A 23,826-nucleotide genomic window follows, 5' to 3' on the forward strand; every position below is an offset into this window, starting at 1 on the left:
CAGACAAGACTGAGATGATTTTGCCTTCCTATGTCTGAAGTTACCTCACCTTCGGACAAGACGCCGTGATTTTGCCTTCTCCTGTCCGAAGTTGCCTCACCTTCGGACAAGACTGCGATGTTTTTGCCTTCCCCTGTCCGAAGTTACCTCACCTTTGGTCTTCTGTCAAGAAAGTGGACAATAAAATTTGAGACTTTTTATAACTCAACGCTACCGCACTTCGTTTGGTACGGTATTAGAAATGACCAGTCGAAAACATGACTGCTCATTTCTAATACCAAAAGTCTAATTTATGAGATAAATACATCATTTGTTGGTTGAAGATTTCTCTCATATTCATTTGGAGAAGTATATCCTAAAGTTGAATGCTTTCTTTTTTCATTATAGAAATTATTAATATAATAATTGACCGCTTTTATTGCCTCTTCTCTTGTTTTGAATCGCCTTCTGTAAATTAAATCTTTCTTGATTGTGGAATGAAATGACTCGATACAAGCATTATCGTATGGATCACCTTTTCTACTCATACTGATTTCCATATTATTTTCAACCATAATATCGATATAATCTTGGGCACAATACTGAGAACCGCGATCCGAGTGATGAATTAAACCTTCGCCAGGCTGCCTTAAAACAATGGCCATATTTAATGCTTGAATAGTTAACTCTTTTTTCATATCTGACCCCAGGTTCCAACCCACAATTTTTCTTGAACATAAGTCCATAATGGAGGACAAATACACCCAGCCTTCTACCGTCCAGATATACGTAATATCAGAAACCCAAACTTTATTAGGTTCTTCTACGTTAAATTGTCGATTAAGCAGATTAGGATATGTGTTTAAATTATGGTTTGAATCTGTGGTGACCACGAATTTCGCTTTTTGATTCGCTTTTAAACCCATTTCATTCATGATTCTAGCTACAGTCTTTTCCGAAACCGAATAACCCCATTCATCTAAATCAGAATGTACTCTTGGACTGCCGTAAGTTCCAAAACTCTCATGAAATGATTTACTTATTTTTTGTTGAAGTTCTAAACGATAATCCTCTTTTTCCGATAGAACTCTAGATTTTTTAAGCCACTTATAATATCCACTCTTCGATACATTAAATAAACTGCACATCTTCGAAATAGCATACTCTTCAGAGTGGTCAAGTATAAAACTATAAACTACGCTTGGTTTTTGGTGAAGATGTGCATGGCCTTTTTTAAGATCTCGTTTTCCTCTCTTAGTTTTTCTAGTTCTTTTTCATGTTGTTTTTTTAATTTTTCAACCTCATTGGGCGTTAAATACTTATCACTCGTTTCTCCACAGTTTTTTTGTCGATACGCTGAAACCCACCGACTAATGGACTTAGATGAGATTTCTAATTCACGTGCAACATCAGCTGCTTTTCTACCTTCTTCAATAACTAATTTAGAAACATAATCTCTGAATTCTTGATCATAATGTTTTCCCATACCTGGACACGTCCTTATAAATGATGATTGTATTATATAATAAAATCTCATTTTACGTTGTCCACTATTAAGACTAACCTCACCTTCGGACAAGACTGCGATGATTTTGCCTTCCCTTGTCTGAAGTTACCTCACCTTCGGACAAGACCACGATAATTTTGCCTTCACTGTCCGAAGATTTGATGTTGTTTTTGCTCAGTTGCTTTTTTTGACAATGAATATGATTCGTATATGTTTTTATTTTGATAATGGGGCTGTTTGGAACATAAAAAGGAACTCGTCAGTGTTGAAGTGACACTGAACTTTTTTCTCCTTTTTAAGGCTTTCATAGTTCTCTTTTCTTTTTCATTAACGCTAACAATTTTTTGTCTAACTCCTCGTACATCGGGTCATCCTTTGAAAGTAAAGATAATTTGCCGATTGTCGCACTTATCTCATTGTCAAGTAGTAGCTTTTCTTCTTCCTTGTTTTGTATTGTCTTAGGTTCTTGATGATTTTTTTGCTGATATTCTTCTAGTCCCATCTCAACTCTTTTAATGACTTGATTGTCAAAAACAAGTAGTTTCTCACACATTTTTTTAAGAAAATAGTGATCGTGGGATACCGTTAAAATTGTACCTTGAAAGGACTGTAACATTTTTTCTAATGATTCCCGACTTACAAGGTCAAGGTGATTGGTTGGTTCATCTAATATCAGTATATCAACTTCATCCAATAAAAGTTTAACAAGCTTAATTCTCGTTCGTTCACCTAAGCTTAATGTGGAGATGGGCTGTTTGATTTTATCTGCATTAAACCCGATGTTTGCAAATATCGTTCTAGCTTCACTTATCTCGTCTCTGACGGTAATCCCAAGATATTCTAGAATGGTCTTCGTTTCCTCTAAATCTGTCACATCTTGAGATAAATAGCTAATTTTCAAAGAATCACTTTTCCATAACTCCCCACTTGAAATCCGTTCTTCACCCATTATTATGCGAAGCAAGGTCGTCTTCCCACATCCATTTTCACCAAGTATGCCTATTCTTTCCCCAAACTTTACATAAAAGTGGCTATTCTGAAACAGGATTCTTTCTCCAAATTGCATTTCTCCATTTTTCACTTCAACGATTCGTTTTCCTCTCTTTTTATTTTGTTTGAAGTGAAATTGCAGCTCATCCTTTTCGATCGGCTTTTCAATTTTATTCTTTTCAAGCTCTTTTTCAAGCCGTTTCATTTTTGACTTAATTTGTTTATCCATTTTCTTTGCTTTAACCCGATAGAATTCCTTAAAACCTTCTTTTTTCGTCGATTGGCGATGCGCTTTATCCGACCAAGTTTGTAAATTGCTCATTTGGTTTTCTATTTTTTCTTTATGCTTTTGCTGAATGTCGTAGCGATGAAGCTGGCTTTGATACAACCTTTCTTTCTCCTTATAGTAATTCGTATAATTTCCTTGATAAATGAATGAATTGCCTCCTTCAATCTCCAAAATTTGACTAACCGTTTGATCAAGAAAATATCGGTCATGTGAAATAACTAGAATGGCTCCCTGATATGCCTTCATTTCTTCAATCAGCCATTCCACACCTTTAAAATCAAGATGGTTTGTCGGCTCATCAAGTATTAAAAGGTCAGAGGACGATGACCATACCTTTGCAAGGGATAGCTTTGTTTTCTCTCCACCACTTAAATGTACTGCTCTTTCTTGGTCCCAGGTGTGTACCTTCATTAACCCTAGTTGACTCGTTTGTTCCAATATCTCCCCGGAAATAGTCGCTTCTTCGATTTCTTCATATGTTACTTCTGCAGCCTGTTTTACATATCCAATTGAAATAGGGCCAAAAGGCATGTCAATTGACCCTTTATCCATTTCTATCTTCCCAGTTATGATATTTGCTAACGTTGTTTTACCTGAGCCATTATCCCCGACAATCCCAATTCGGTCCCCTTTTTGGACCGTGAATTCAATATTATTTAAAATAATCTTATCTCCGTAACTTTTTTGAATCCCGGTCATCTTTAAAATCGTCATAAAAAAACCTCCCTAGACGGTATCTAGAGAGGACGTATTTTCCCATCACAAATAAACGTACATTTATAATGTACTAATGGACATGGAAATGGGCAGACTAATCCTATTCTCTAGATACACGTTTTTTCTTTAGAGGATGTTCAAAAGTCCGGTGAAAATGACACATCGAATTTCTGCGTTGACTTGCTTCTCCGTTCCTCACGTATTAATTGCATACGCTCCGGTACTCAAAGCTGCGTCGCCTTGAACTTCTTGGTCCTTTTCATCCTGCTTTTGGACTCTCATTCTTTTTGAAAAATCGGTACGAAAATAAGATTAGTTATCCATTGCCCCTTACCCATTCCTTTCGAATTTAGTTAACTTTAGTATATATTTTTTGTTTATTTCCTGTCAATTCCTACTAACAAGATTCCGCCTTTTCCCTAATTGCCATTATTCGCTATAATAGAAGGTATTCACCTTTAATTAGGAAAATATGTACTATTAAAATGAGGAGTTTTTATGGAAAAAGTTGAGGTTTTTATTTTATCTGGTTTTTTAGGAAGTGGTAAAACCACTTTATTACAAAATATTCTTACTCAAGAAAAGCAATTAGGTCGAAAAGTTGCTGTAGTTATGAACGAATTAGGTCAGGTTTCGATTGATTCAAACGCAGTTTCAGATAGCACTCCGCTTAAAGAACTGCTTAATGGATGTGTATGCTGTACGATTCAAGGACAGCTTGAGGTTCATTTGCAAGGACTATTACAGGATTATGACCTAGATGCTATCTACATTGAAACAACGGGTGTTGCACATCCAATTGAAGTATTAGATGCATGTATGTCACCGCTTTTTGCCGATCAATTATTTGTTCAATCAATTGTAACCCTAATTGATGTGATTCGTTGGAGAGAAAGAGATTCCCTAAGTCCTCAATTACAAATGCTATTACGCGAACAGATTCGTCATGCGGATGTGCTTTTACTTAATAAAATCGACCAGTTATCTGAAATGGAACAAGGACAAATGCTCTTTGAAATTCAATCCATCAACAGCGAGGCAAGAAGTTTGCTAACGAAGCATGCATCGGTGAAGCTTGATGATCTCCGTACAATTAAAAAAGCTGAACGAAAACCACATGAGCGAGCACATGTACATCTCGATTTGAAGCTAAAAACATTTGTGCATACATTTTCAAATGCACTTGATCTCGATTTGTTTGAAGAATGGCTCAGAAAGATGCCTGAAACAATATACCGAATTAAGGGCTATTTAAAGTTTACCCATTCGAACAACACATATTTATTTCAATACTCCTATGGAACACCCATTTACTTAAAAGAGTTGATGAATTATAAACCAACTTTGGTATTTATCGGTGAAAAATTAGACCCAACATGGATGAAGGTCGAAATGGAGAAACTACAGGAAGAAAGTTTGAAGATTGAATAGTTTCTTAAGGAAAAATTTAACCCGTTTTAATGTCATTGTGAAGTTGTTCTGAATAATTGTGACCAACTGGCCAAGATTCTGACCTAACTAAAGTTAATTTTCCCCTACCCATATTAAGGAATAATATTGGTCTTGATTCCCAAGCATGTTTATTTTATTACGTGGAAAGTTAATTATGAGTAATCATTTGGTTACTCAAAAAACTTCTGTCGGGAGTGATGTATCATGGCAAGAAACAAACTATTGGTTCCTGGTAGCGAAAATGCTCTAGATCAAATGAAAGAAGAAATCGCCAATGAGTTTGGAGTTCAGCTTGGTGCAGATACGACCGCACGTGCGAACGGCTCTGTTGGAGGCGAGATGACGAAACGCCTTGTTGCAATGGCGCAGCAGCAGCTTTCAAACGGTTCACAACAGTAACAATTCACCTATAAGGGGGTCCATATACTGGGCCTCCTATTTATTACAATTAAAAAACCGTCATTCCCCTAGAAATGAACGGTTTTTTCAACATATAATTCATCTGAAGTCTTCATCACTGTTGGATTTCCCTTTGCCTCAATCGTTCTTACCCCAAGTAAAATCATTCCCACCACTAACAGTGCAAACAGTACTACAATAATACAATTTTTAACTAATGCCATCTTACCCACCCTATCGTTTTTAAACCTTCTATTTTATCCACTTTTTTCCGACATGACCATTCTATTCACGAAAACGATTTTTATTCCTGTTTATTAAAAAATGTGTAAAACATCGTTGTTTTCCTCACTTTCCTCTCAATTTGGACATATGATGAAGAAAGGAGGGAAAAATCATATGGAAAAAATGTCTATATTATTTTTAGCTTGTATTTTAGCAGGTTTTGCCCTTATTAAAGTAACAGAATATGATAACGTATTAACTAGCCTACATTCCGTATTTACTCTAGTTGGGGCAATTACAATTATCGTATTCTCATTTGTTCTAATCTTTAAAGGAATATTAGCCTTATTAGGTAAGTGATAAGCTACTTTGGCTTATCCTTTTTAAAATTTTAGGGGTTTGTACCTTTCACAATTCCATAGGAGCCATATGCTAGTACTACGAAGATGAACGAAGGTGGTGCAAAGCATATGGCTTCTATCTTTTTTAGGACCGATTGAAATTAACAGCAATGAGGGTATTATCATCACCGGTAATTCCTTTTATGTCTCCCCTACTTCAACCAGTAAAACAATCGCTGGGTCGGGATCATTTAATACAGGTTTTCATGTGACAAACAATAATCGTGTGAGTACTTCAAATACCCTTGACCCGGATGGCGTCGACTCAAATGTTGTTTCCGGCACATAAAAACCGTCTACCTATTAGGTAAGACGGTTTTTAATGTTATACGTACATGGCTTCTACTTGTTTTTGAAGTTCAGTATTTTCAAGGTATTCATCATATGTCATTTGCTTATCTACAAGACCATTTGGTGTGATTTCGATAATACGGTTTGCAATTGTTTGAACGAACTGATGGTCATGCGATGTAAATAATACAGAACCTTTAAACGCAATTAAACCATTATTTAAAGCTGTAATAGACTCAAGGTCTAGATGGTTTGTTGGGTCATCGAGTACAAGCACGTTTGCACCACTTAGCATCATTTTTGAAAGCATACAACGTACCTTTTCTCCTCCAGATAGCACGCTTGGCTTTTTCAATACTTCTTCCCCTGAGAATAGCATTCTGCCTAAGAATCCTCTTAGGAAACTCTCACTTTGATCATTTGGAGAGAACTGACGAAGCCAGTCCACTAATGTTGGCTCATCTCCATTAAAATATTTCGTGTTGTCTTTAGGGAAATAAGCTTGTGATGTAGTCACACCCCATTTGAATGTACCACTGTCTGCTTCCATTTCACCCATTAAAATCTTGTATAATGTTGTGATTGCAATTTCACTTTTTCCTACAAATGCTATCTTGTCGCCTTTGTTCATAATAAAGTTCACATTATCAAGTACTTTAACACCATCAATTGTCTTTGTAAGACCTTCTACACGTAATAAGTCATTACCGATTTCACGCTCTGGTGTGAATCCGACAAACGGATAACGACGAGAAGATGGTTTGATATCATCAAGTGAAATTTTATCTAAAAGCTTTTTACGGGAAGTTGCTTGTTTAGATTTAGATGCATTTGCACTAAATCGCGCAATAAATGCCTGTAGTTCTTTAATTTTCTCTTCTTTTTTACGGTTTGCATCTTGAGCCATTCTTGAAGCAAGCTGGCTTGATTCATACCAGAAGTCATAGTTTCCAACATAGATTTGGATTTTTCCATAATCGAGGTCAGCCATGTGCGTACATACCTTGTTTAAGAAATGACGGTCATGGGATACAACAATAACAGTATTTTCAAAGTTAATTAAAAATTCTTCAAGCCACTGGATTGCTTTTAAATCCAGGTTGTTAGTAGGTTCGTCTAGTAATAGAACATCTGGCTTACCAAATAAAGCTTGGGCCAATAACACTTTTACTTTCTCAGAACCTGTCAATTCTGCCATTTTCTTCGCATGAAGATCTTCAGGTATTCCTAGTCCTTTTAAAAGGATAGCTGCTTCCGATTCAGCTTCCCAACCATTTAACTCAGCAAATTCCCCTTCAAGCTCAGCAGCTCTCATTCCGTCCTCATCTGAGAAATCAGGCTTCATATAGATTGCGTCTTTTTCTTGCATCACTTCATATAGACGAGCATGTCCCATAATCACAACTTTTAGAACTTCATGTTCTTCATATTCAAAATGGTTTTGTTTTAAGATCGCGAGACGCTCACCTGGTGTCATATGCACGTCACCTGTTTGTGGTTCAATCTCACCTGAAAGAATCTTTAAAAAGGTAGATTTTCCGGCACCATTTGCACCTATTAGTCCATAACAATTTCCCGGTGTAAACTTTATGTTAACATCTTCAAAAAGCTTGCGGTCACCGTAACGCAAACCTACATTTGTAACTGTAATCATGTAGTATAAATCCTCCATTTCATATCATTGCTACTGATTATACCATTTTCATAGAAACAACACTAGTTTTCGGTCCATAGTTTGTTGACATAAGACCCATCCATATTGTGACAAGTTTTTTTCCGAAAAATAGAAATGACCCTTCCCACAGTATTCCTGCAAAAAGAGTCATTAAAACAAACCACGTTTTTCTTTTTTTATTTGTTTACAATCAAATAACATCATTCTTATTAATGGTCTCCTGTTCCTGTTTTTTTGGTGGCAATTCGTTTGGCAGATCTGTTTGTTTTCCTGCGCCAAATCCCTGTATAATTTTTTCACCGCCGTAACCTGCTAAAATCGAAAGGAATATGACTCGAAAAATCGATTCTGTGTCACTTGAAGCTACAATTAATACTGCTGCAATGGTTCCAATAAGCATTTCTTCTAAGAATCCTAGGTAGATGAAGCGTTTTGTTACACGAGGTTTCTCTATTTTCCCCCTTTTTTTAGCATGTCCCAGTAAGCCCATAGAGCCACCAATAAAGATTGCTAGCACGAGATGCAACAACATGTCATCACCCCCTAAAGTCCAGATTGGGTAATGCTTGACCTTAGGCAACAAATGGAAGCTTCCTTATTAACATTATATGCCAATTATGAATAAGAAAGCTTGGGTATATTTTCCGAAAATTACGAATACTTTCATGCTACCAATGTCCCATTTTCATTCTAAAAACTATTTCGACCCCCTAAAGGACTGCATATAACTACCTAGCCACTCTTCCGTTTGTCATAACTTGGATAAAATCAGTTATGAACTTTTCATAATCAATGCGTAATGCAATCCGATCTAATGTTTCAACAGGCTCCTTGTCCGGATTAGCACGAAAATCCGCGACGCTCACTCCTTTTAAAATCCCAGACATTTCGATCCTTACTCTACGTCTTGCATATTGCATAATGGATGGATTTACAATTGCGCTAAGGGCAACAACATCATGTAGTGGTGTCCCTTTAATACCAGGCATGCTTTTCTTATAGAATTCATAATAATAATCAAAAATTGGACGAATCAAATTTCGGTAAGGATTATTTGTTCCCTGCCTTACAATTTGATCAACAATTTCAGAAGTTAAGATAGCTTGGATGGTTACATTAAGAGGATGTATTGCCAAGTTATGTGCACGTTCACAGATAAGATTTGAGGCAATTGGGTCACCATAAAAATTGGCCTCTGCTTCAGCGGTGACATTTCCAGGAACAAAAAAAGCCCCTCCCATTATATAAAACCCCTTAACTTTTTCCATCACCTCACCACCCAGGATGAAGGCAATCGCAAGAGATGTTGATCTTCCTACATCGACAATATAGATTTCGTTTTCATATTTTTCGATTATTTTAAAAATCTCATCAAAGTTTAATAACTCAGCGGTAGGAAGTGTATCAGGTGGTTGAATCGGGCCAAGCCCCTCTTCCCCATGTATTTCAGGGTAATACGCTGTGACCTCTCCTGATAATGGTCCCTTTGCACCTGCTATAATTGGGATATCCGTTTTGCCTGCAAGCGATAATAGATAAGCAACATTTTGAGTAGCTTGTTCTTGTTTTACATTACCATAGCTAGGAACGATTCCAACAATCTCAATCTCTGGATTAAGCAGTCCATACATAATTGCGATCGAATCATCAATTCCTGGATCCCCGAAAAACAGTACCTTTGCTGTCATTAACACCGCTCCCCTTTCAAAAATCATTCATAATATTCACTATATGTTGGGATGTTAAAAAAAACACCCACTTCGCTATGACACGAAATGAGTGTTTTGAAAAGTATTATTTTGCAAATCGATGATTTCCAATGACAGTTGTTACTTCTCTATCCATCATAAATGGATTTGAGCTTTTATCTGGATTAAAGAAAAATAATGACCCTTTTCCTTGTCCGCGGAACGTAATGGCTTCGTCTACTGCACGTTTTGATTCTTCATCAGCTGGCTGGTTGATTGAACCATCAGCTACAGGGCTAAATGCAAATGAACCGCCAGTTGTTTTTTCGTAAATGACTTCTTTAATCGTATTAGGGAATTCAGATGAGTCGACACGGTTTAACACTACAGTAGCCACTGCAACCTTACCTGCATATGGCTCCCCTTTTGCTTCCGCATGTACAAGTTTTGCTAGTAATTCCTTATCTTGAGTCGTCACTACCTCTGGTATTTCAAGCTCTTCACCTGGATAGATCATATCACTTGTTCGGTTATTTGCTTTCTTAAGATCTAAAACTGATACTCCATACTTCATGCCAAGATTCCAAAATGTATCACCTGTTTTTACAGTATGAGTTGCTGCCGATGCACTCACACCTGATGCTAATAGGGTAAATGTTAATGCTGTTGCAAATCCAATCTTTTTAAGGTTTTTCATGTTTTTTCCTCCTAGTAATCGTCGTTTTTTGCTCTACTAGAAGGTTAACAGCTGTAATATTTCGTTTCATTGCCCAAAAAGTGGTAGAATACTTGAGCCTTACAGACACTTTGCCTCAAAATATGAGTGGAAAAAATATCCTCGCTAAATATACCACCTATATATTGGTTAGGATGGAAAAATACAGATTGAATTTTACAAACATCTCAGTCATGTTATTAACATAAATAACATTTTACTGTTATTTCATTATCATCTTAATCAGCTTCAAACCATGTTTGGTTGTTGAGTAGCGCAAAGGAAGGTCAAACTTTGTCGTTTGCTTCATGATCCCTTTTTCATGAGAAAATACATCAAAGCTTCCTTTCCCATGGTAGGCACCAATTCCACTATCACCTACACCGCCAAATGGTAAATGGGGTGAAGTAAAATGGTAAACTGTATCATTCACACAACCACCACCGAAAGAGATGGATTCTAGCACTTTATTTTGCACTCGTTCCACTTCTGAAAAAATATATAACGCAAGGGGTTTTGGGCGTTTATTAATCTCATCAATGGTTTGTAGGATATCATCGTATCCCATTACAGGCAAAATTGGACCAAAAATTTCATCTTCCATGATCGGGTGTTCCCATGTAACATCAGTTAAAACTGTAGGCTCAATCAAAAGCTTATCAACATCAGCATCTCCACCATAGAAAATAACCCCACTATTATGGATAAAGGAAGTGAGTCGATCAAAATGGCGCGCACTTACAATTTTCGTAAACTTACTTTCTTTACTTAAGGCATTCCCATACAATTCCTGGATAGCCTCTGTTAACAGATTCAGAAATTCTGCTTTCACTTCATTATGAACATACAGATAGTCTGGTGCGACACAAGTTTGTCCAGCATTTGTATACTTCCCCCATGCAATTCGCTTTGCTGCATATCGAAGATTCGCATCTTTGTGGACAATACAAGGACTTTTCCCTCCAAGTTCAAGGGTAACAGGTGTTAAATGTTTAGCTGCAGCCTCCATAATCACTTTTCCAACGGCCACACTACCTGTAAAAAAGATATAATCTGTCTTTTCCTCTAAAAGGGCCGTGCTTGTCTCAACACCGCCTTCAACAATTGCTATGTAATCCTCTTGAAAATGTTCACGAATCAGTTTTGTTAGTAATTCAGACGTTTTTGGGGTTAGCTCAGAAGGTTTTAAAATCGCACAATTTCCTGCTGCTATAGCCCCAATTAATGGTGCAAATGCAAGCTGAAATGGATAATTCCAAGGGGATATGATTAAGACCACCCCATATGGTTCTGGATAAATATAATTTTTACTTCCAAAACCTGTTAAGCTTGTTTTTACCTTTCTTGGTTTCGCCCATTTTTCAAGATGCTTTATCGTAAACCTAAGCTCTTCTAAAACAAAGCCAATTTCGGTCGCATATGATTCAAACTCAGATTTGTTTAAATCTTTATGTAATGCGTCCATAATTTCCTTTTGATTTGTTTTTATAATGTTTCGAGTCTTTTTAAGAGCTCCCATTCGATAAGCAACTTCTTTTGTTTTCCCTGTAGAAAAAAATTCGCGCTGCTTTTTTATTAATGCACCATAGCTTTCCACTACGTCTCCCCCATTTCAACAGGATTTCCAACTATTTATAAATAGTACATACTATTTTTTAACAAAAAACAAGATAATACTACATGAAGAGTAGAAAAAAGGTAAGCCATCATTTTTTGGCTTACCCTTGATTTAGTATTAGATACTTGCAATTTTTTCTTTTACTCGTATATGACCTGATTTTTCAACCTTCGTGGCTAAATATTTTTTATTGTATTCAGAGACATCTCCCCAAAGTGGGACATGAGTATCTGATAATAGTCCGTATTCTTGTAATGCAGCTAGTTTTTTCGGATTGTTCGTGATTAAGGTAACTGGCTTCGAACGTAACTCAGTAAGCACGCGAATGGCATCTTCATAGTTGCGACTATCATCGTTAAAGCCTAATGCAAGGTTTGCTTCAACTGTGTCTAACCCTTCTTGCTGGAGAATATACGCTAAGGATTTTGAAAATAAGCCAATCCCTCTTCCCTCGTGATTAGCTAAGTAAAAGAGAGCCCCAGATCCATTTGAGACAATCATTCTCATGGATTCCCGTAATTGGAAACCACAATCACAACGCTTGCTTCCAAATATATCACCAGTATGGCAAATACTATGCATTCTAATTAGCGCATCATGTTCTGAGTCAAAATCACCATATACAAGAACAGATGATTGCTGCATTTCTGCTAAATTAGTTGTAGGGAGAGCATCTAGTACTTCCTCTTTACTCATTCCACTCTCCATTTTTAGCCATGTATACCATTTAAAAGTTACCACTTGATCATCTAATTGAACGGGTAATGTTACAGGTCCAACTAAGCAAATATCCTGTTCCCCTTGTTTATGGATCATGCTCATTTTATTTAATAGAAGGTCTTTCACCTTTTCTGAAACCATAAGAATTCTCCCTTTCTAATGTTACCACTTGTAAAATTTATTCTACTCTATGTTTTGAAAGTATAGAATTATTAAAAAGGGAGGTCAAGAAATATACACTTTATATCCTTATAGAATAGTCCCTCATTTAGTAAGTTTTACAGTTTGTCAGCATGATATCCAAGCTTTTTCAATAGCACCATCATTTCTTCTTTTTCAGAATCAGACAGCACCCCAACAATTTCTTCAATAGCCTGTTCATGCTTTGGAAATATCGTATCCATAAATTGTTTACCTTCCTCTGTGATGGACGCCCATGTTACACGTCGATCCTTTGGACATGGTTTTCTTGAAATATAATTCTTTTTTTCTAATTTATCCACAACATATGTTATACTTCCGCTCGATAATAAGACCTTCTTACCAATATGTTGAATTGGTTGGTCCCCTTTATGATAGAGAAGTTCTAACACAGCAAACTCAGTTAGATTTAATCCGTATCCTTTTACATCCTCTTCTACCCGCTCATTTACAGATCGAAATGCTCTAGATAGTATGACAAAAAATTTCAAGGAGAGGTTAGGAACATTTACTGCTTCATTCGCTTCCATACGATCCACCCTTTTTCATTATCTCGAATTCAAGATAATTTTACTAAATTTTTATGTTCTCTGTCAAGTTGGGTTCTGTGACTTTTTTCCCATTAGCTCCTTGCAGCTTCCGTATATCGATACATGACATCCCCACCGTGATGGGCAATTCCTCTAAAATGCTTAAAATCTTCCCGCTTAACCAACGTATTTCGGAACTCCAAAAATTGATCCTTCTTCACAAGGTATTCATTTAACTCTCCATCCCGGAGCTTATTTAAAATTTCATTTACAAATTCTTCATTCATATGTATACACCTCTTTTTAGATTATAATTGTTCAAAAAATAAGAAACAAGGCTAATACCCATTTATACCTCTATCTTACACACTATACATACTTAGGCATAAGATATGGGGGAAATGTCTAGTAGGCATTATGTCGAAATATAAAATTAAAAAGCTCTCTCAAAAAATTGAGATTATGTTTGCTGGCTTTTAACTGTTTGAATACAATAACGAGGTGGTTTTTTATGAAAAATTATCAAAACCCGTTTGGTTTTAATCCGAATATGAGTAACCAACAAGGCTTGGGATATGCGCCTGCGCAAGGAGCTAGCTTCGGACAAGAAGGAATACCTATGGGAATGAATATTCCACAAATGGGATACCCAGGAACTGGCTTCCAACAAGAGGTTCAAGGTAGCTATCCTTCACCCACCCACCAACACATGATGGGCGATGATTGTGGATGTGGTGCTGGTCCAAACGAAGGCGAAGTTGTAATGCCCGCAGCATTTAATTCGTATGGTCCTGGAATGGCGCCAAATATGATGATGCCTCACGGACCTCATGGCCCTGGCTGCACTTGTGGACAACAACAAGGTCCAATGGGCGGACCTGGAATGATGGGCGGTTTTGATCCTCAAGGATCCAGTGTGGGGCCGATGAGCGGTTTTGGTCCTCAAGGACCTGGTGTTGGACCCATGAGCGGTTTTGGTCCTCAAGGTCCTGGTGTTGGACCCATGAGCGGTTTTGGTCCTCAAGGTCCTGGGATGGCACCTGGTGAGATGGGTGGATTCGGACCTGGGGGACCGGGTAATCCTGGGATGATGTCTCCTCAAGGCCCTGGAATGGCACCAAATCTGATGATGCCTCATGGACCTCATGGCCCTGGCTGCACCTGCGGACAGCAGCAGGGCCCGATGGGTGGCCCTGGAATGATGGGCGGTTTTGGTAGATAGATTTACATTATTGGTGTCTCCTGTGAGGCACCTTTTCATATCATTTATGCCAAAACCCATTCATGAAACTTTTCAAACTGAGCATGTGCATCCTTAAGCCCAAGCTCGTAAAGGTTCGTTAATTTAACAGGATCCCTTTCAATCCTTCCCACCTCAAGTGGCTCTGACGGGCTAAATACAAAAACCCTACCCGCTTTTTCTTCTTTCTCTAAGTAAGCAATCGTCTCATTATAAAGCTGATACCGTTTTTCAATTGCTTTAACCAAATTAGGATATTGTTTATAAGAACGCCTCACAACCCATGTCAAATTTGATTTCTTTTTCAAATAACCGCGATTGCGAGTCAAAATGACGACATTTTTCTGATTTCCATCCTGTTGAGCTTTTATCAATGGAATGGGATCCGTAATGCCTCCATCCAGTAATTTCTTACCATTAAATTCAATGATTGGCGCAACAAACGGCAAAGAACTGGATGCCCGAATGACCTTTAACATGTCATTCCCATAATCCTCTCTGTGAAAATAAATAGGTTTGCCTGTTTCACAATCGGTTGTACCCACGACGAATTCTTCTTTTGCTTGATAAAAAGATTCATAGTCAAAAGGGACATGCTTATTAGGAATTTCATCAAAAATAAAATCCATTCCAAACAGCTGCTTATGCTTCACAAAATTCCTGAATGATAAGTAGTTTGGGTGATTCACAAAGTCTATATTAACCGTACGATTTCTTCCCATTTGTCTTGATAGATAGGAAGCTGCCATACACGCCCCAGCAGATACGCCGACGACATATGGGAAATAGATGTTTTGTTCCATAAAATATTCAAGGATGCCTGCGGTATAAACACCACGCATGCCTCCACCTTCTAAGACCAATCCTGTATCGTTCATTATTCTCGCTCCCTTTAGACAGGCATATTAAATAATATAAAAAAAAATTTATAGATTGTCACATTTTTTACATAAATTTTAAATAAAATATTATGAAAACGCTTTACTATTTTACAAAAGTAAGGCAAAATATAAAAAAATGGATTTTTTGTAAGTAAAAGCATGACTTGCTTTTACTTGGAGATTAATAGAATTTCTATGGAGGTGACATTATGAAAATTGCAGAAATTGGGGATGTCATTGAGTTCAAAGAAGGACTAAAAGGCGTCGTTGAAAAAGTAAATGAAAACTCAGTTATCGTGGATTTAACATATATGGACAATTATAGAGATTTAGATTTAGAGAGTCGTACTGTTGTAAATCATAAAAACTATAAGATTGTCACAGCAATATAAAAGTAAGGGAGCCGACCATTTGTGTCGACTCCTTTTTTATTATGCACCTAACGATTTATCTTTCGTAAATTTCGGTTGAATCGATGTTAAGAATTTTGTTTTTGAGAGGGAGTATATAAGTAATGCAGTCCAGATACATAAAAATGTAACGAAATGCGCTTTTGTAAAATGTTCATGAAATAAAAATACTCCTAATACAAGGCTTATAGTTGGCGCGATATATTGCAAGATTCCAATCACAGACAACGGGATTCGATTTGCTCCTGCTGCAAACCATAGCAGTGGCAATGCTGTCGCTACCCCAGCCCCTATTAATAATAATTGCACGTCAAATGTTGCACCAGTAAAGGATTCAACTCCACGGTTGTATAGAAATCCCAAATAGATAAGAGCAATCGGAGCAACCACCATTGTTTCCATCGCTAGCCCAATTAAGGAATCGAGTTTTGCAAGTTTCTTTGTTAATCCATAAAATCCAAAGCTTAATGCGAGTGTAATCGCAACCCATGGGAAACTTCCGTACTGTATAGTTAAAATGAGTACACCTAGACCCGCTAACACAAATGAAACTCCTTGCCAAAACAAGAGACGTTCCTTAAGAACGATAATCCCCAATAGGACACTGACCAATGGGTTGATGTAATATCCTAAGCTAGCATCAATTATATGATCCGTATTAACAGCCCAAATATATGTCGCCCAGTTGACTGTAATAAGGATTGATGAAGCGATAATCCCAATTAGTTTGGTTTTATTTTTGGAAATCTCTTTGAGGGTCGTTACCAACTGGTTCGCTTTTTTAGAAATTAAGATGATTACTAGCACGAAGACGAGCGACCATACAATCCGGTGTGCTAAAATCTCGATTGCCGGGACATAGTCGATTAATTTCCAATAAAGAGGCAGAACTCCCCACGCAATATACGCAATTGTCGTATACAAGATTCCGATTTTATAATCCTTCATGTCATCTTGACCCATCATGATCCTTCTTTCCATTTCATTTTTTATCATTTGTTAATTATATTTCGGTTCTCGACATTTCACAATGAAAATGAATTGGAATTTTGAGGATATCTGGCTGTATGTGGTCCACAAAACTTCTGAAGTAAACTCTGGAAGTATGTCACGGACCGCTTTTTAGGATGTTGATGGTACTCCAGTGCCTTTGGACTTATGTCATTTTCTATTTTTTAGGAAACCAATGATACTCCAAAGCTTTTTAACTCTCACTTTTGGGTATTTCAGGAAAAACTCTACTGTTATATCACGTATATGACACCACAATTGGAAATAACCGGAAAAACTATAGTGTTAAGACCCTTTTATGATATATGTTTTGGATAAATACGGAAAAACCATGCCGATAAACGTTCTTTATACCTTCACTTTTGTAAAATCTAGGAAAAACCTCTCCATTAAACCCTATTTATACCACCACTTTTGTAAGACTATGGAAAAACACAACCTAAATACCACTTTTATGGATCCCCTTCTGCGTAATACTGGATATCAAGTCACCTCTAGATACCCTCCGCCAAAAAACACACACCCAAAGCAGAGTGTGTGCGCCGTGCGTTTTCCTATTCTTTCGTATCCTTGCCAGCTTCTTCAGCCAGCTGTTCAAAGGATTTGACTTTTCCATGTGGGTTTTGTGATTGTTTTCTAACTGTCCACTGGCGTTCTTGTTGACGTTTTGATTGTGTCATGTAGAATCTCTCCTTCTTTCAGATCATCACCATTAGGATGAGTCACCGTCAGTTATTTATTCTAAAAAGTTTACGTTCATGTTAAAATGACAACGACATAATCTAAGTAAAGAGGAACGACAATATGCATAGAAACTTTTATCTTTTATTACTATTGGTACATATTTTATTGGCGACGAGTTTCTTGTCCACCATCCCTTTTTGGGTGATTTTCACCATATCCTTTTTCCTTTTATCAGCAGCAGCAATCCGTTTCGCCAATTTTGATAATAAATCTATATCAGCATCCAACCTAGCTATCGCTATCTTTTCAGGCATTATGATGTATGGCCTTTTCTCGATTGGAAAAATGGGATCCGCATTCCTCTTTCCAAACATGCTAGATGAGGTAGCTGATTTATATATGAAGATTCAGCCAGAGCTTTCCTGGCATTTTGTTGTACTCTTTCTCATCATTATTCCTGGTGAAGAAATCTTTTGGAGAGGCTATATACAGAAGAATATCGAGGCAAAGTTCGACAGCAAGCTAGTCGCAATCATCATCTCCTCTCTTCTTTATACGTCTGCCAATGTTTATACCTTTAATCTACTTTTCTTGCTTGCGACATTTGTAGGTGGGGTTGTTTGGGGAACATTATATATGTGGAAACGAAATATTTTTCTAACAATCCTTTCCCATCTAGTCTTCAATTTATTTTTACTTGTGCTTTTCCCACTATTTTAAATAAGGGGGCATGATTACATGAAGAAACGCAGAAAAAGGAGAGCGAAGGATGGTAAGTATACCTTCTCCGATCTCCTAGGTGATATTTTATTCGCATTGCCTGAGATTATTATTTTTCCATTTCGAATCATTTTTTACCTAATTAGAGGTCTCTTTAGGAATATATTTGATTTCTTTAATTAGGCCAAATTTATCGTTCTCGGTTTAACATTTTCAGGAATTCCTGCAACATATGGTTTATCTATTGTGGTTAGATTAAACTCCTCTTTTGCTCTTTCAAGTATATGATCTTTATTTAGTAATAAATCATATGCTGATAATGCCATCGTTTGCGCGGCAAAGTGCATTCCCTTGAATCCAATGGATGAACCAAATGAGGCTGTGGCCTGCCAAGTATGTAACTGTATACCGATAGGAGCACAAGTTGCCATAATTGAACCCACTGGTGTAATCCAACTAACATCACCGACATCTGTTGAACCAGTTAAAACTTTGCCCTTTGTCGATTTATCATTTTGTAAGTCTGACGCTAGGGACTCATTTGTAGAATTATGCGTCATTTTTATGATGTTAGAATCTACTGTCTTTAGCAATTCCTGAGCAAATTTCGCTTCTTCAACAGTATATGCCAAGGGTTCTGCTAGATTCATATTTTCAAACATGAGGTCATTTAAAGCTTCATTTGGAAGTGTGTCATAAGCAAAAGCATCGATTTCTGAACAAACCTCTGTTTCTGTCATAAGTGCTGCTCCTTGAGCAATTTTCTCTACCCTTCTAAGGATATCTTCAACTTGTTCTTTTGTAGATGCCCGTAAATAATACCAAACACTAGCATGTTCAGGAACAATATTAGGAGCAAGTCCCCCGTTTGTAATGACATAATGTATTCGTGAACCGTCCAACACATGCTCTCTTAAAAAGTTAGTGCCGACATTCATCAATTCAACAGCATCTAGTGCACTTCTTCCAGCATGGGGTGAGGCGGCCGCATGGGCTGGGATGCCTTTAAAATGAAACTTAATGGATACAATTGCTTGCATACTCATATTTAATGTCATGTTAGATGTCCATGGATGCCAGGTTAACGCACAATCTAAATCGTCAAAGACGCCTTCTCTCGCCATGAACGTTTTTCCAGACAATACTTCTTCAGCTGGACAGCCATAATAACGAATAGTCCCATTGATATCATACTTATCCATAACTTCTTTTAATGCAATTACTGCTTCAACCCCTGCTGTTCCGAGTAAATTGTGACCGCAGCCGTGACCTGGTCCATCTAATATAACTGGTTCCTGAACTGTATTAACTGTTTGAGAAAGACCAGGCAAAGCGTCGTATTCCCCTAATATCCCTATTATTGGTTTATCTGAGCCATATTCCGCAACAAATGCAGAAGAAATTCCTCCTATCGGGGAATGAATTCGAAATCCTTCTTCTTTTAATTTAGACACTTGTAGATCACTTGCATAGTTTTCCTCATATGCAATTTGCGGATGTTCCCATATTTTTTTTGCCATTTCAGTAAAATCTGATTGGTTGTTTTTAATCCACTGTAAAATATTCTGTTTACTCATTTTTTAGTCCATTTACTAAATGGATTTTTCACCCCTTCCCAAAAATTCAATACAAGGTCGACAACAAGGCTTTAATTATTTTTCTCTTGTTTTTTTAACTTCTCTAAAAGTAAACAAACTACAACAGTTCCGAGTATGCAGACAAATGTTTGGAAGGCACGGGGAACAGGACCTAAATTAACAAATAAACCAAATGCAATCCCAACTACACCAAATAATGGCTTCTTTATAGCAAACTGAGCAATGACTCCTCCAAAAATAGCCGGAAGGACAAAGTTTAGGCTATTTAAGACTGATTCAGGCAAGATTGTTAAAATGTATGAACCACTTAGTATTGCTAAAATAAGAATGATAGCATTCACGATTGAAGCAGTCGCAATTGCCAATGAGGCAGTAATTTCTCCCTTTTTAGTTCCTGGTTCTGCATCAACAACACGTTGAGCAACCGAAGCACATGGAAGACACATGTTTCCGATATTACCTGTAAGAAAGGCAAGATATGTACCAGAAACCCCCAAAACAGGATAATAGCTAATCGGCTCCAGCACCCAAACAAACATGATAATAGCTGCATAAGCAGTAAAACCTGAAATGATAGTTGACCAGCCTGGATGGTAACCAAGAACATATGATAGATATAGAGGCACAATTAATGTTAATGCAATGATTCCCCAAATTGTTAAGCGTCCCCAAAAATGAGACTTTAATTGAAAGGTTTCAAAGTCAATTGATGATGCAGACACTGGCACTGCTTCGTTTATAGATAGATTATTTTCCTCTCTAGTAACTGGCATATAGCTCTCCTACTTTCTTTTTTAAGATATCAAGTAACCAGCAAACATACCCACAATAATAACCAGACCTAATGACCATTCTTTTATCCACCTCAACTGGGTTTTATCTCCGATCCAAATAATGATGGGCATAACAATAAAGGCAACAATAAATACGACGAATTCACTAATACCTTTTACCATTTCTCCCCCACCAAGGTAGCTAAAAGCCCCAATCATTGCAGCAACTGATACTGTGCTTAACATCGTTACATTTTTAGGATTAGCTTCTGCTTTTTTCTGTATTTTCCCTAGAGATTTAGTAAATAGAGCAACGAATAATAACCAGCCCATTCCACCAAGACACATCACCCATACTGCATTTGTAAAGGCTTGTAACGTATAACCTTGAGAACCTAAATCAACCCCAGCTGCTTTAGACCCTATACTTGCACCAACTGTTTCTATTGCTGCCGATCCAATAATAGAGATTCGCATCAATGTAACGGGGCTTCCAATTAAAGAAATCATTGAAATAGCGACAACGATGATTGCTAATGATGGTCCAAGGGAACTAATCGCGCCAGCCCTTATTGCAGACTTAACATCTGTAGGTGTCATACCAACGGATTGGCTTGTTTTTGATGCAAGCCGAATAAAGATGATAGCTTGAAAGATTACGATACCAACTACCAGTGTAGCCAAAATCCAAAGTGGTAAGCTATTTGCCGTTTGTAACACTTTTTCCAAAATAATCTTCCTCCTTTTTCGAATTACTTTTAATTACAACCTTTAACCTCTAAAGAAAGCGCATTTAATATTTAATGGTTGAAAATTCTATATTTTCTAATTCTTATAGTAATTTATTAAAATACAGATTACAATGTAATAAATTACATTAATAAACCGGCAGATATGGAACTTTCTACATTTTCTTATTCTAGGAGGTTAGTAATGACAACAATTCAACAAATTTCATCTTATCTTGATAAAATTTTTAATGGAGCTTCCTATGAAATCTTGATACAAAAAGCACACGATACTTCGTTCAACCTTATATATAAAAAAGGGAATCTAAAAAAAGAGAATATTAATCCACAAACAAGTAATGGAGAATGCAAATACAAAATCATGATAAATAAAGGGTACTTATATGTTTTATTTTCTTACGTGAACAAGCATCAAGTGCTTCTTCGCTCTAATAGTAAAACTTGTCCCTTTGATGAAAGAGATTTGGAATATTTATATGTATGCTTCGAACTGCTAGATGCTAAAAGCCAAGTCCAAGCTAAAGGTGCAGAACTAGAGATGTTAATAGAGGGAATACGTTCTGTTTCTTCTTCTCTTGTCCTTGATGACCTATTAGAGAGGATTACAAAAAATGCATTATCAGTAATACCAGTTGCAAATGCAGGTTATCTACAACTCTATGACTATGATCAAGAAAAAATTATCACAAAGACAAGTGTTGGATTTGAACCGATCATCAGAAAGCTTAAAATGGAGGTCGGAGAATCGATTACGGGTGTAGTTTTTAAGGAAGGAAAACCGTTAATTTATCATTCTAAAGAACAGATTTATAAAGTAATGAGTGAGAATTCTATTTCAGAGAGAAATCTACATATAATCAAGTCTTCGTATAAAGAAAAAGAAATTCAAGCAATTGTTAGTGTACCTATATCTATTGGGGAAAAGCGTATTGGAGTCATGACGATTCACCAATTTAATAAGGTAGGAAAATTTACTGATGATGACGTGCGACTTTTACAAGGCTTTGCATCCCAGGCTGCAATCGCAATTCAAAATGCACGTCTTTATACAGAGGTAAAGCAACAATTAAATGAGCTCGCAAAAAGAAACGAAGTCCACGACAGACTTATTAAGATTTCTATACAAAACAAAGGTTTAAAGTCCATTATTAGAGAACTAGGAAAAATGATAAATGGTCCGTTTTCCTTCTACGACTATTTAGAAAACGATTGGTACCATAATCAAGAGAAAGAAAAAATTTATTTTAGCGTGGATGAAATTACTACTATTTTTAAAAATAGAAGAAATGCTGTTTTCGTGGAATTGCGTAAGCCTGAAGAGGGAAAATTTTATCTTTACCCGATTCTAAATGGTACTATTTTTCTTGGATGCTTTATTTACCCCTACTCTAATACATTATCAATCATTGATCGAATTATTATCGAACAGGGTGGCTCTTTACTCGCACTTGAACTTGTAAAGAAACACACACTAGAAGAAATCTATTATAAGAAATTCCATGAATTTTTTAATGAATTGATTCAAAGCAAGGAGCCAGAAGTCTTACTTGAGAAAAGAAAAGAGTTTAACATAAATCCTTCTCATATGTTTTATGTGGTCTTAATTGAACTTGTTAATTATAAAGATTTATATAAGCTTGGTGCTGATATTCATAGTATTATCTCATTGATAAAAAAGAATATCCAAGACGTGCAACTCATCTACGGATTTCATAATAAAATCATTTTACTTGTTTCAGTTGCACACAATTCAGGAGCTGACGACACGATAAAGGGATTAAAAACAATTATTACTAACTGGAAAACTATTAATGATTCGTTTTTGTGTGTGGGTATTGGTTCTGAAAATCAGGGAGTATATCACATAGGAAAGAGTTATGAGGAAGCAAAGAAGGCAGTTGCCTATCTAGTTAATAAAAAAGAATCTGGTATGATCGCATATGAAAGCATTGGGGTTAATCGCTTGTTTATTAATCAGGATACCAATGAGATTCAGGAATTCATAAATACCTTTTTCCAGCCTTTAAATACAGCAAAATCAAAGAAAAATGATTTAGAACAAACATTGTTAACATATGTAAAGTTAAATAAGTCTATGAATGAAACTTCGAAAAAACTTCACGTTCATATTAATACACTATACCAGCGTCTTAAAAAAATTGAAGACATGCTGAATTTGAGTTTTAATGACCCTAAAGAATTTCTTGAAATACAGCTGGCCTGTCACCTTAAAGAAACATTCGCTTATTCTAAGGATGTACATTAGTTATTTAAGTAGTTACCGTTAATCACTCTAAAAAAGTAAATAAAGAGGTTGATTATACCTCTTTATTTTTCCTCTTATATAGTTTCATTTATCCAGG

General features: G+C 36.7%; 26 protein-coding genes and 1 pseudogene. 9 read left to right on the forward strand and 18 right to left on the reverse strand.

Annotated features, from left to right (window positions below):
• Positions 1-290 precede the first annotated feature (290 nt).
• The 3 genes and pseudogenes from NST91_RS17810 to abc-f form a co-directional block, all read right to left on the reverse strand.
• Positions 291-1,181, reverse strand: a pseudogene (locus NST91_RS17810) (IS3 family transposase); the annotation flags it as partial.
• Positions 1,175-1,516 carry a transposase gene (locus NST91_RS17815; RefSeq protein ID WP_341332208.1) on the reverse strand — a complete coding sequence of 114 codons (342 nt, stop codon included), beginning with the start codon at positions 1,514-1,516 and terminating at the stop codon, positions 1,175-1,177. The pseudogene NST91_RS17810 and the gene NST91_RS17815, both read right to left, overlap by 7 nt.
• Positions 1,517-1,790: 274 nt before the next feature.
• Positions 1,791-3,479, reverse strand: a complete 1,689-nt coding sequence (abc-f, locus tag NST91_RS17820) for a ribosomal protection-like ABC-F family protein (protein WP_341332209.1) — start codon at positions 3,477-3,479, stop codon at positions 1,791-1,793.
• A gap of 501 nt (positions 3,480-3,980) precedes the next feature.
• Between abc-f and NST91_RS17825 the strand changes: the two genes are divergently transcribed.
• Together NST91_RS17825 and NST91_RS17830 are read left to right on the forward strand one after the other, a co-directional pair.
• Positions 3,981-4,913 carry a CobW family GTP-binding protein gene (locus NST91_RS17825; RefSeq protein WP_341332210.1) on the forward strand — a complete coding sequence of 311 codons (933 nt, stop codon included), beginning with the start codon at positions 3,981-3,983 and terminating at the stop codon, positions 4,911-4,913.
• Between the two features lie 225 nt (positions 4,914-5,138).
• The gene (locus tag NST91_RS17830) at positions 5,139-5,333 is read left to right on the forward strand and encodes a small, acid-soluble spore protein, alpha/beta type (RefSeq protein ID WP_121445252.1); all 195 of its coding nucleotides are present in this window, start codon (positions 5,139-5,141) and stop codon (positions 5,331-5,333) included.
• A gap of 68 nt (positions 5,334-5,401) precedes the next feature.
• On the opposite strand, the gene NST91_RS17835 is transcribed toward NST91_RS17830, so the two are convergent.
• Entirely contained in the window at positions 5,402-5,557 is a 156-nt protein-coding gene (locus NST91_RS17835) for a hypothetical protein (protein ID WP_165918085.1), read from the reverse strand.
• Positions 5,558-5,732: 175 nt separating this feature from the next.
• Here NST91_RS17835 and NST91_RS17840 point away from each other — a divergent pair, with 175 nt between their 5' ends.
• Entirely contained in the window at positions 5,733-5,918 is a 186-nt protein-coding gene (locus NST91_RS17840; protein WP_341332211.1) for a hypothetical protein, read from the forward strand.
• Positions 5,919-6,017: 99 nt separating this feature from the next.
• Entirely contained in the window at positions 6,018-6,248 is a 231-nt protein-coding gene (locus NST91_RS17845) for a spore germination protein (protein ID WP_341333555.1), read from the forward strand.
• A gap of 36 nt (positions 6,249-6,284) precedes the next feature.
• Here NST91_RS17845 and NST91_RS17850 read toward each other — a convergent pair whose 3' ends face one another.
• The 8 genes from NST91_RS17850 to ykzS all read right to left on the reverse strand — a co-directional run bounded on the left by NST91_RS17850 (position 6,285) and on the right by ykzS (position 13,684).
• Positions 6,285-7,904: an ABC-F family ATP-binding cassette domain-containing protein gene (locus NST91_RS17850; protein ID WP_341332212.1), complete on the reverse strand. Its 1,620-nt coding sequence runs from the start codon at positions 7,902-7,904 to the stop codon at positions 6,285-6,287.
• 211 nt (positions 7,905-8,115) lie between these two features.
• Positions 8,116-8,457 carry a DUF4257 domain-containing protein gene (locus NST91_RS17855; protein ID WP_121445256.1) on the reverse strand — a complete coding sequence of 114 codons (342 nt, stop codon included), beginning with the start codon at positions 8,455-8,457 and terminating at the stop codon, positions 8,116-8,118.
• Between the two features lie 196 nt (positions 8,458-8,653).
• Positions 8,654-9,613 (reverse strand): nucleoside hydrolase, encoded by a 960-nt coding sequence (locus tag NST91_RS17860; RefSeq protein WP_341332213.1) that lies wholly within the window; start codon positions 9,611-9,613, stop codon positions 8,654-8,656.
• 106 nt (positions 9,614-9,719) lie between these two features.
• Positions 9,720-10,310, reverse strand: a complete 591-nt coding sequence (locus NST91_RS17865) for a cell wall hydrolase (protein ID WP_341332214.1) — start codon at positions 10,308-10,310, stop codon at positions 9,720-9,722.
• A gap of 241 nt (positions 10,311-10,551) precedes the next feature.
• Positions 10,552-11,925: an aldehyde dehydrogenase gene (locus NST91_RS17870; protein ID WP_341332215.1), complete on the reverse strand. Its 1,374-nt coding sequence runs from the start codon at positions 11,923-11,925 to the stop codon at positions 10,552-10,554.
• Between the two features lie 138 nt (positions 11,926-12,063).
• Positions 12,064-12,807, reverse strand: a complete 744-nt coding sequence (locus NST91_RS17875) for a GTP cyclohydrolase II RibA (RefSeq protein ID WP_121445260.1) — start codon at positions 12,805-12,807, stop codon at positions 12,064-12,066.
• A 137-nt stretch (positions 12,808-12,944) separates the two neighbouring features.
• On the reverse strand, positions 12,945-13,397 hold the full coding sequence (locus NST91_RS17880) for a MarR family winged helix-turn-helix transcriptional regulator (protein ID WP_099364562.1): 453 nt from the start codon (positions 13,395-13,397) through the stop codon (positions 12,945-12,947).
• Positions 13,398-13,489: 92 nt separating this feature from the next.
• A complete protein-coding gene (gene ykzS, locus NST91_RS17885) occupies positions 13,490-13,684 on the reverse strand; it encodes a protein YkzS (RefSeq protein ID WP_341332216.1) in 195 nt (64 codons plus the stop codon).
• A 224-nt stretch (positions 13,685-13,908) separates the two neighbouring features.
• Here ykzS and NST91_RS17890 point away from each other — a divergent pair, with 224 nt between their 5' ends.
• Positions 13,909-14,619: a hypothetical protein gene (locus tag NST91_RS17890; protein WP_341332217.1), complete on the forward strand. Its 711-nt coding sequence runs from the start codon at positions 13,909-13,911 to the stop codon at positions 14,617-14,619.
• A 44-nt stretch (positions 14,620-14,663) separates the two neighbouring features.
• Here NST91_RS17890 and NST91_RS17895 read toward each other — a convergent pair whose 3' ends face one another.
• A complete protein-coding gene (locus tag NST91_RS17895) occupies positions 14,664-15,518 on the reverse strand; it encodes a patatin-like phospholipase family protein (RefSeq protein ID WP_341333556.1) in 855 nt (284 codons plus the stop codon).
• A gap of 209 nt (positions 15,519-15,727) precedes the next feature.
• Here NST91_RS17895 and NST91_RS17900 point away from each other — a divergent pair, with 209 nt between their 5' ends.
• Positions 15,728-15,910, forward strand: a complete 183-nt coding sequence (locus tag NST91_RS17900) for a YkvS family protein (protein WP_099353856.1) — start codon at positions 15,728-15,730, stop codon at positions 15,908-15,910.
• Between the two features lie 39 nt (positions 15,911-15,949).
• Here NST91_RS17900 and rarD read toward each other — a convergent pair whose 3' ends face one another.
• Positions 15,950-16,891 (reverse strand): EamA family transporter RarD, encoded by a 942-nt coding sequence (rarD, locus tag NST91_RS17905; RefSeq protein WP_341332218.1) that lies wholly within the window; start codon positions 16,889-16,891, stop codon positions 15,950-15,952.
• 602 nt (positions 16,892-17,493) lie between these two features.
• Positions 17,494-17,619, reverse strand: a complete 126-nt coding sequence (locus NST91_RS17910) for a DUF6254 family protein (RefSeq protein WP_010283238.1) — start codon at positions 17,617-17,619, stop codon at positions 17,494-17,496.
• 124 nt (positions 17,620-17,743) lie between these two features.
• On the opposite strand from NST91_RS17910, the gene NST91_RS17915 reads away from it, so the two are divergent.
• Entirely contained in the window at positions 17,744-18,343 is a 600-nt protein-coding gene (locus NST91_RS17915) for a CPBP family intramembrane glutamic endopeptidase (RefSeq protein WP_341332219.1), read from the forward strand.
• An 18-nt stretch (positions 18,344-18,361) separates the two neighbouring features.
• A complete protein-coding gene (locus NST91_RS17920; RefSeq protein WP_165918087.1) occupies positions 18,362-18,526 on the forward strand; it encodes a hypothetical protein in 165 nt (54 codons plus the stop codon).
• Here the strand turns inward: NST91_RS17920 and NST91_RS17925 are convergent.
• The 3 genes from NST91_RS17925 to NST91_RS17935 form a co-directional block, all read right to left on the reverse strand.
• Complete coding sequence (locus tag NST91_RS17925; protein ID WP_341332220.1) at positions 18,523-19,920, reverse strand: amidohydrolase; 1,398 nt, start codon at positions 19,918-19,920, stop codon at positions 18,523-18,525. The genes NST91_RS17920 and NST91_RS17925 overlap by 4 nt on opposite strands.
• A 71-nt stretch (positions 19,921-19,991) precedes the next feature.
• The gene (locus NST91_RS17930) at positions 19,992-20,714 is read right to left on the reverse strand and encodes a small-conductance mechanosensitive channel (RefSeq protein WP_121445283.1); all 723 of its coding nucleotides are present in this window, start codon (positions 20,712-20,714) and stop codon (positions 19,992-19,994) included.
• 21 nt (positions 20,715-20,735) lie between these two features.
• Positions 20,736-21,434, reverse strand: a complete 699-nt coding sequence (locus NST91_RS17935; protein ID WP_341333557.1) for a DUF5058 family protein — start codon at positions 21,432-21,434, stop codon at positions 20,736-20,738.
• A 213-nt stretch (positions 21,435-21,647) separates the two neighbouring features.
• Between NST91_RS17935 and NST91_RS17940 the strand changes: the two genes are divergently transcribed.
• Positions 21,648-23,729 carry a helix-turn-helix domain-containing protein gene (locus tag NST91_RS17940; protein ID WP_341332221.1) on the forward strand — a complete coding sequence of 694 codons (2,082 nt, stop codon included), beginning with the start codon at positions 21,648-21,650 and terminating at the stop codon, positions 23,727-23,729.
• Positions 23,730-23,826: the final 97 nt, after the last annotated feature.

Source organism: Ferdinandcohnia sp. FSL W7-1320 (assembly GCF_038050315.1).
Lineage (GTDB): Bacteria > Bacillota > Bacilli > Bacillales > Bacillaceae_L > Ferdinandcohnia > Ferdinandcohnia aciditolerans.

Bases quoted from the DNA above. Each gene is read 5' to 3' on its own strand.
- NST91_RS17815 (WP_341332208.1), bottom strand. From the start codon at position 1,516: ATGAGATTTTATTATATAATACAATCATCATTTATAAGGACGTGTCCA.
- abc-f (WP_341332209.1), bottom strand. From the start codon at position 3,479: ATGACGATTTTAAAGATGACCGGGATTCAAAAAAGTTACGGAGATAAG.
- NST91_RS17825 (WP_341332210.1), top strand. From the start codon at position 3,981: ATGGAAAAAGTTGAGGTTTTTATTTTATCTGGTTTTTTAGGAAGTGGT.
- NST91_RS17830 (WP_121445252.1), top strand. From the start codon at position 5,139: ATGGCAAGAAACAAACTATTGGTTCCTGGTAGCGAAAATGCTCTAGAT.
- NST91_RS17835 (WP_165918085.1), bottom strand. From the start codon at position 5,557: ATGGCATTAGTTAAAAATTGTATTATTGTAGTACTGTTTGCACTGTTA.
- NST91_RS17840 (WP_341332211.1), top strand. From the start codon at position 5,733: ATGGAAAAAATGTCTATATTATTTTTAGCTTGTATTTTAGCAGGTTTT.
- NST91_RS17850 (WP_341332212.1), bottom strand. From the start codon at position 7,904: ATGATTACAGTTACAAATGTAGGTTTGCGTTACGGTGACCGCAAGCTT.
- NST91_RS17855 (WP_121445256.1), bottom strand. From the start codon at position 8,457: ATGTTGTTGCATCTCGTGCTAGCAATCTTTATTGGTGGCTCTATGGGC.
- NST91_RS17860 (WP_341332213.1), bottom strand. From the start codon at position 9,613: ATGACAGCAAAGGTACTGTTTTTCGGGGATCCAGGAATTGATGATTCG.
- NST91_RS17865 (WP_341332214.1), bottom strand. From the start codon at position 10,310: ATGAAAAACCTTAAAAAGATTGGATTTGCAACAGCATTAACATTTACC.
- NST91_RS17875 (WP_121445260.1), bottom strand. From the start codon at position 12,807: ATGGTTTCAGAAAAGGTGAAAGACCTTCTATTAAATAAAATGAGCATG.
- NST91_RS17880 (WP_099364562.1), bottom strand. From the start codon at position 13,397: ATGGAAGCGAATGAAGCAGTAAATGTTCCTAACCTCTCCTTGAAATTT.
- ykzS (WP_341332216.1), bottom strand. From the start codon at position 13,684: ATGAATGAAGAATTTGTAAATGAAATTTTAAATAAGCTCCGGGATGGA.
- NST91_RS17890 (WP_341332217.1), top strand. From the start codon at position 13,909: ATGAAAAATTATCAAAACCCGTTTGGTTTTAATCCGAATATGAGTAAC.
- NST91_RS17900 (WP_099353856.1), top strand. From the start codon at position 15,728: ATGAAAATTGCAGAAATTGGGGATGTCATTGAGTTCAAAGAAGGACTA.
- rarD (WP_341332218.1), bottom strand. From the start codon at position 16,891: ATGGGTCAAGATGACATGAAGGATTATAAAATCGGAATCTTGTATACG.
- NST91_RS17910 (WP_010283238.1), bottom strand. From the start codon at position 17,619: ATGACACAATCAAAACGTCAACAAGAACGCCAGTGGACAGTTAGAAAA.
- NST91_RS17915 (WP_341332219.1), top strand. From the start codon at position 17,744: ATGCATAGAAACTTTTATCTTTTATTACTATTGGTACATATTTTATTG.
- NST91_RS17920 (WP_165918087.1), top strand. From the start codon at position 18,362: ATGAAGAAACGCAGAAAAAGGAGAGCGAAGGATGGTAAGTATACCTTC.
- NST91_RS17925 (WP_341332220.1), bottom strand. From the start codon at position 19,920: ATGAGTAAACAGAATATTTTACAGTGGATTAAAAACAACCAATCAGAT.
- NST91_RS17930 (WP_121445283.1), bottom strand. From the start codon at position 20,714: ATGCCAGTTACTAGAGAGGAAAATAATCTATCTATAAACGAAGCAGTG.
- NST91_RS17940 (WP_341332221.1), top strand. From the start codon at position 21,648: ATGACAACAATTCAACAAATTTCATCTTATCTTGATAAAATTTTTAAT.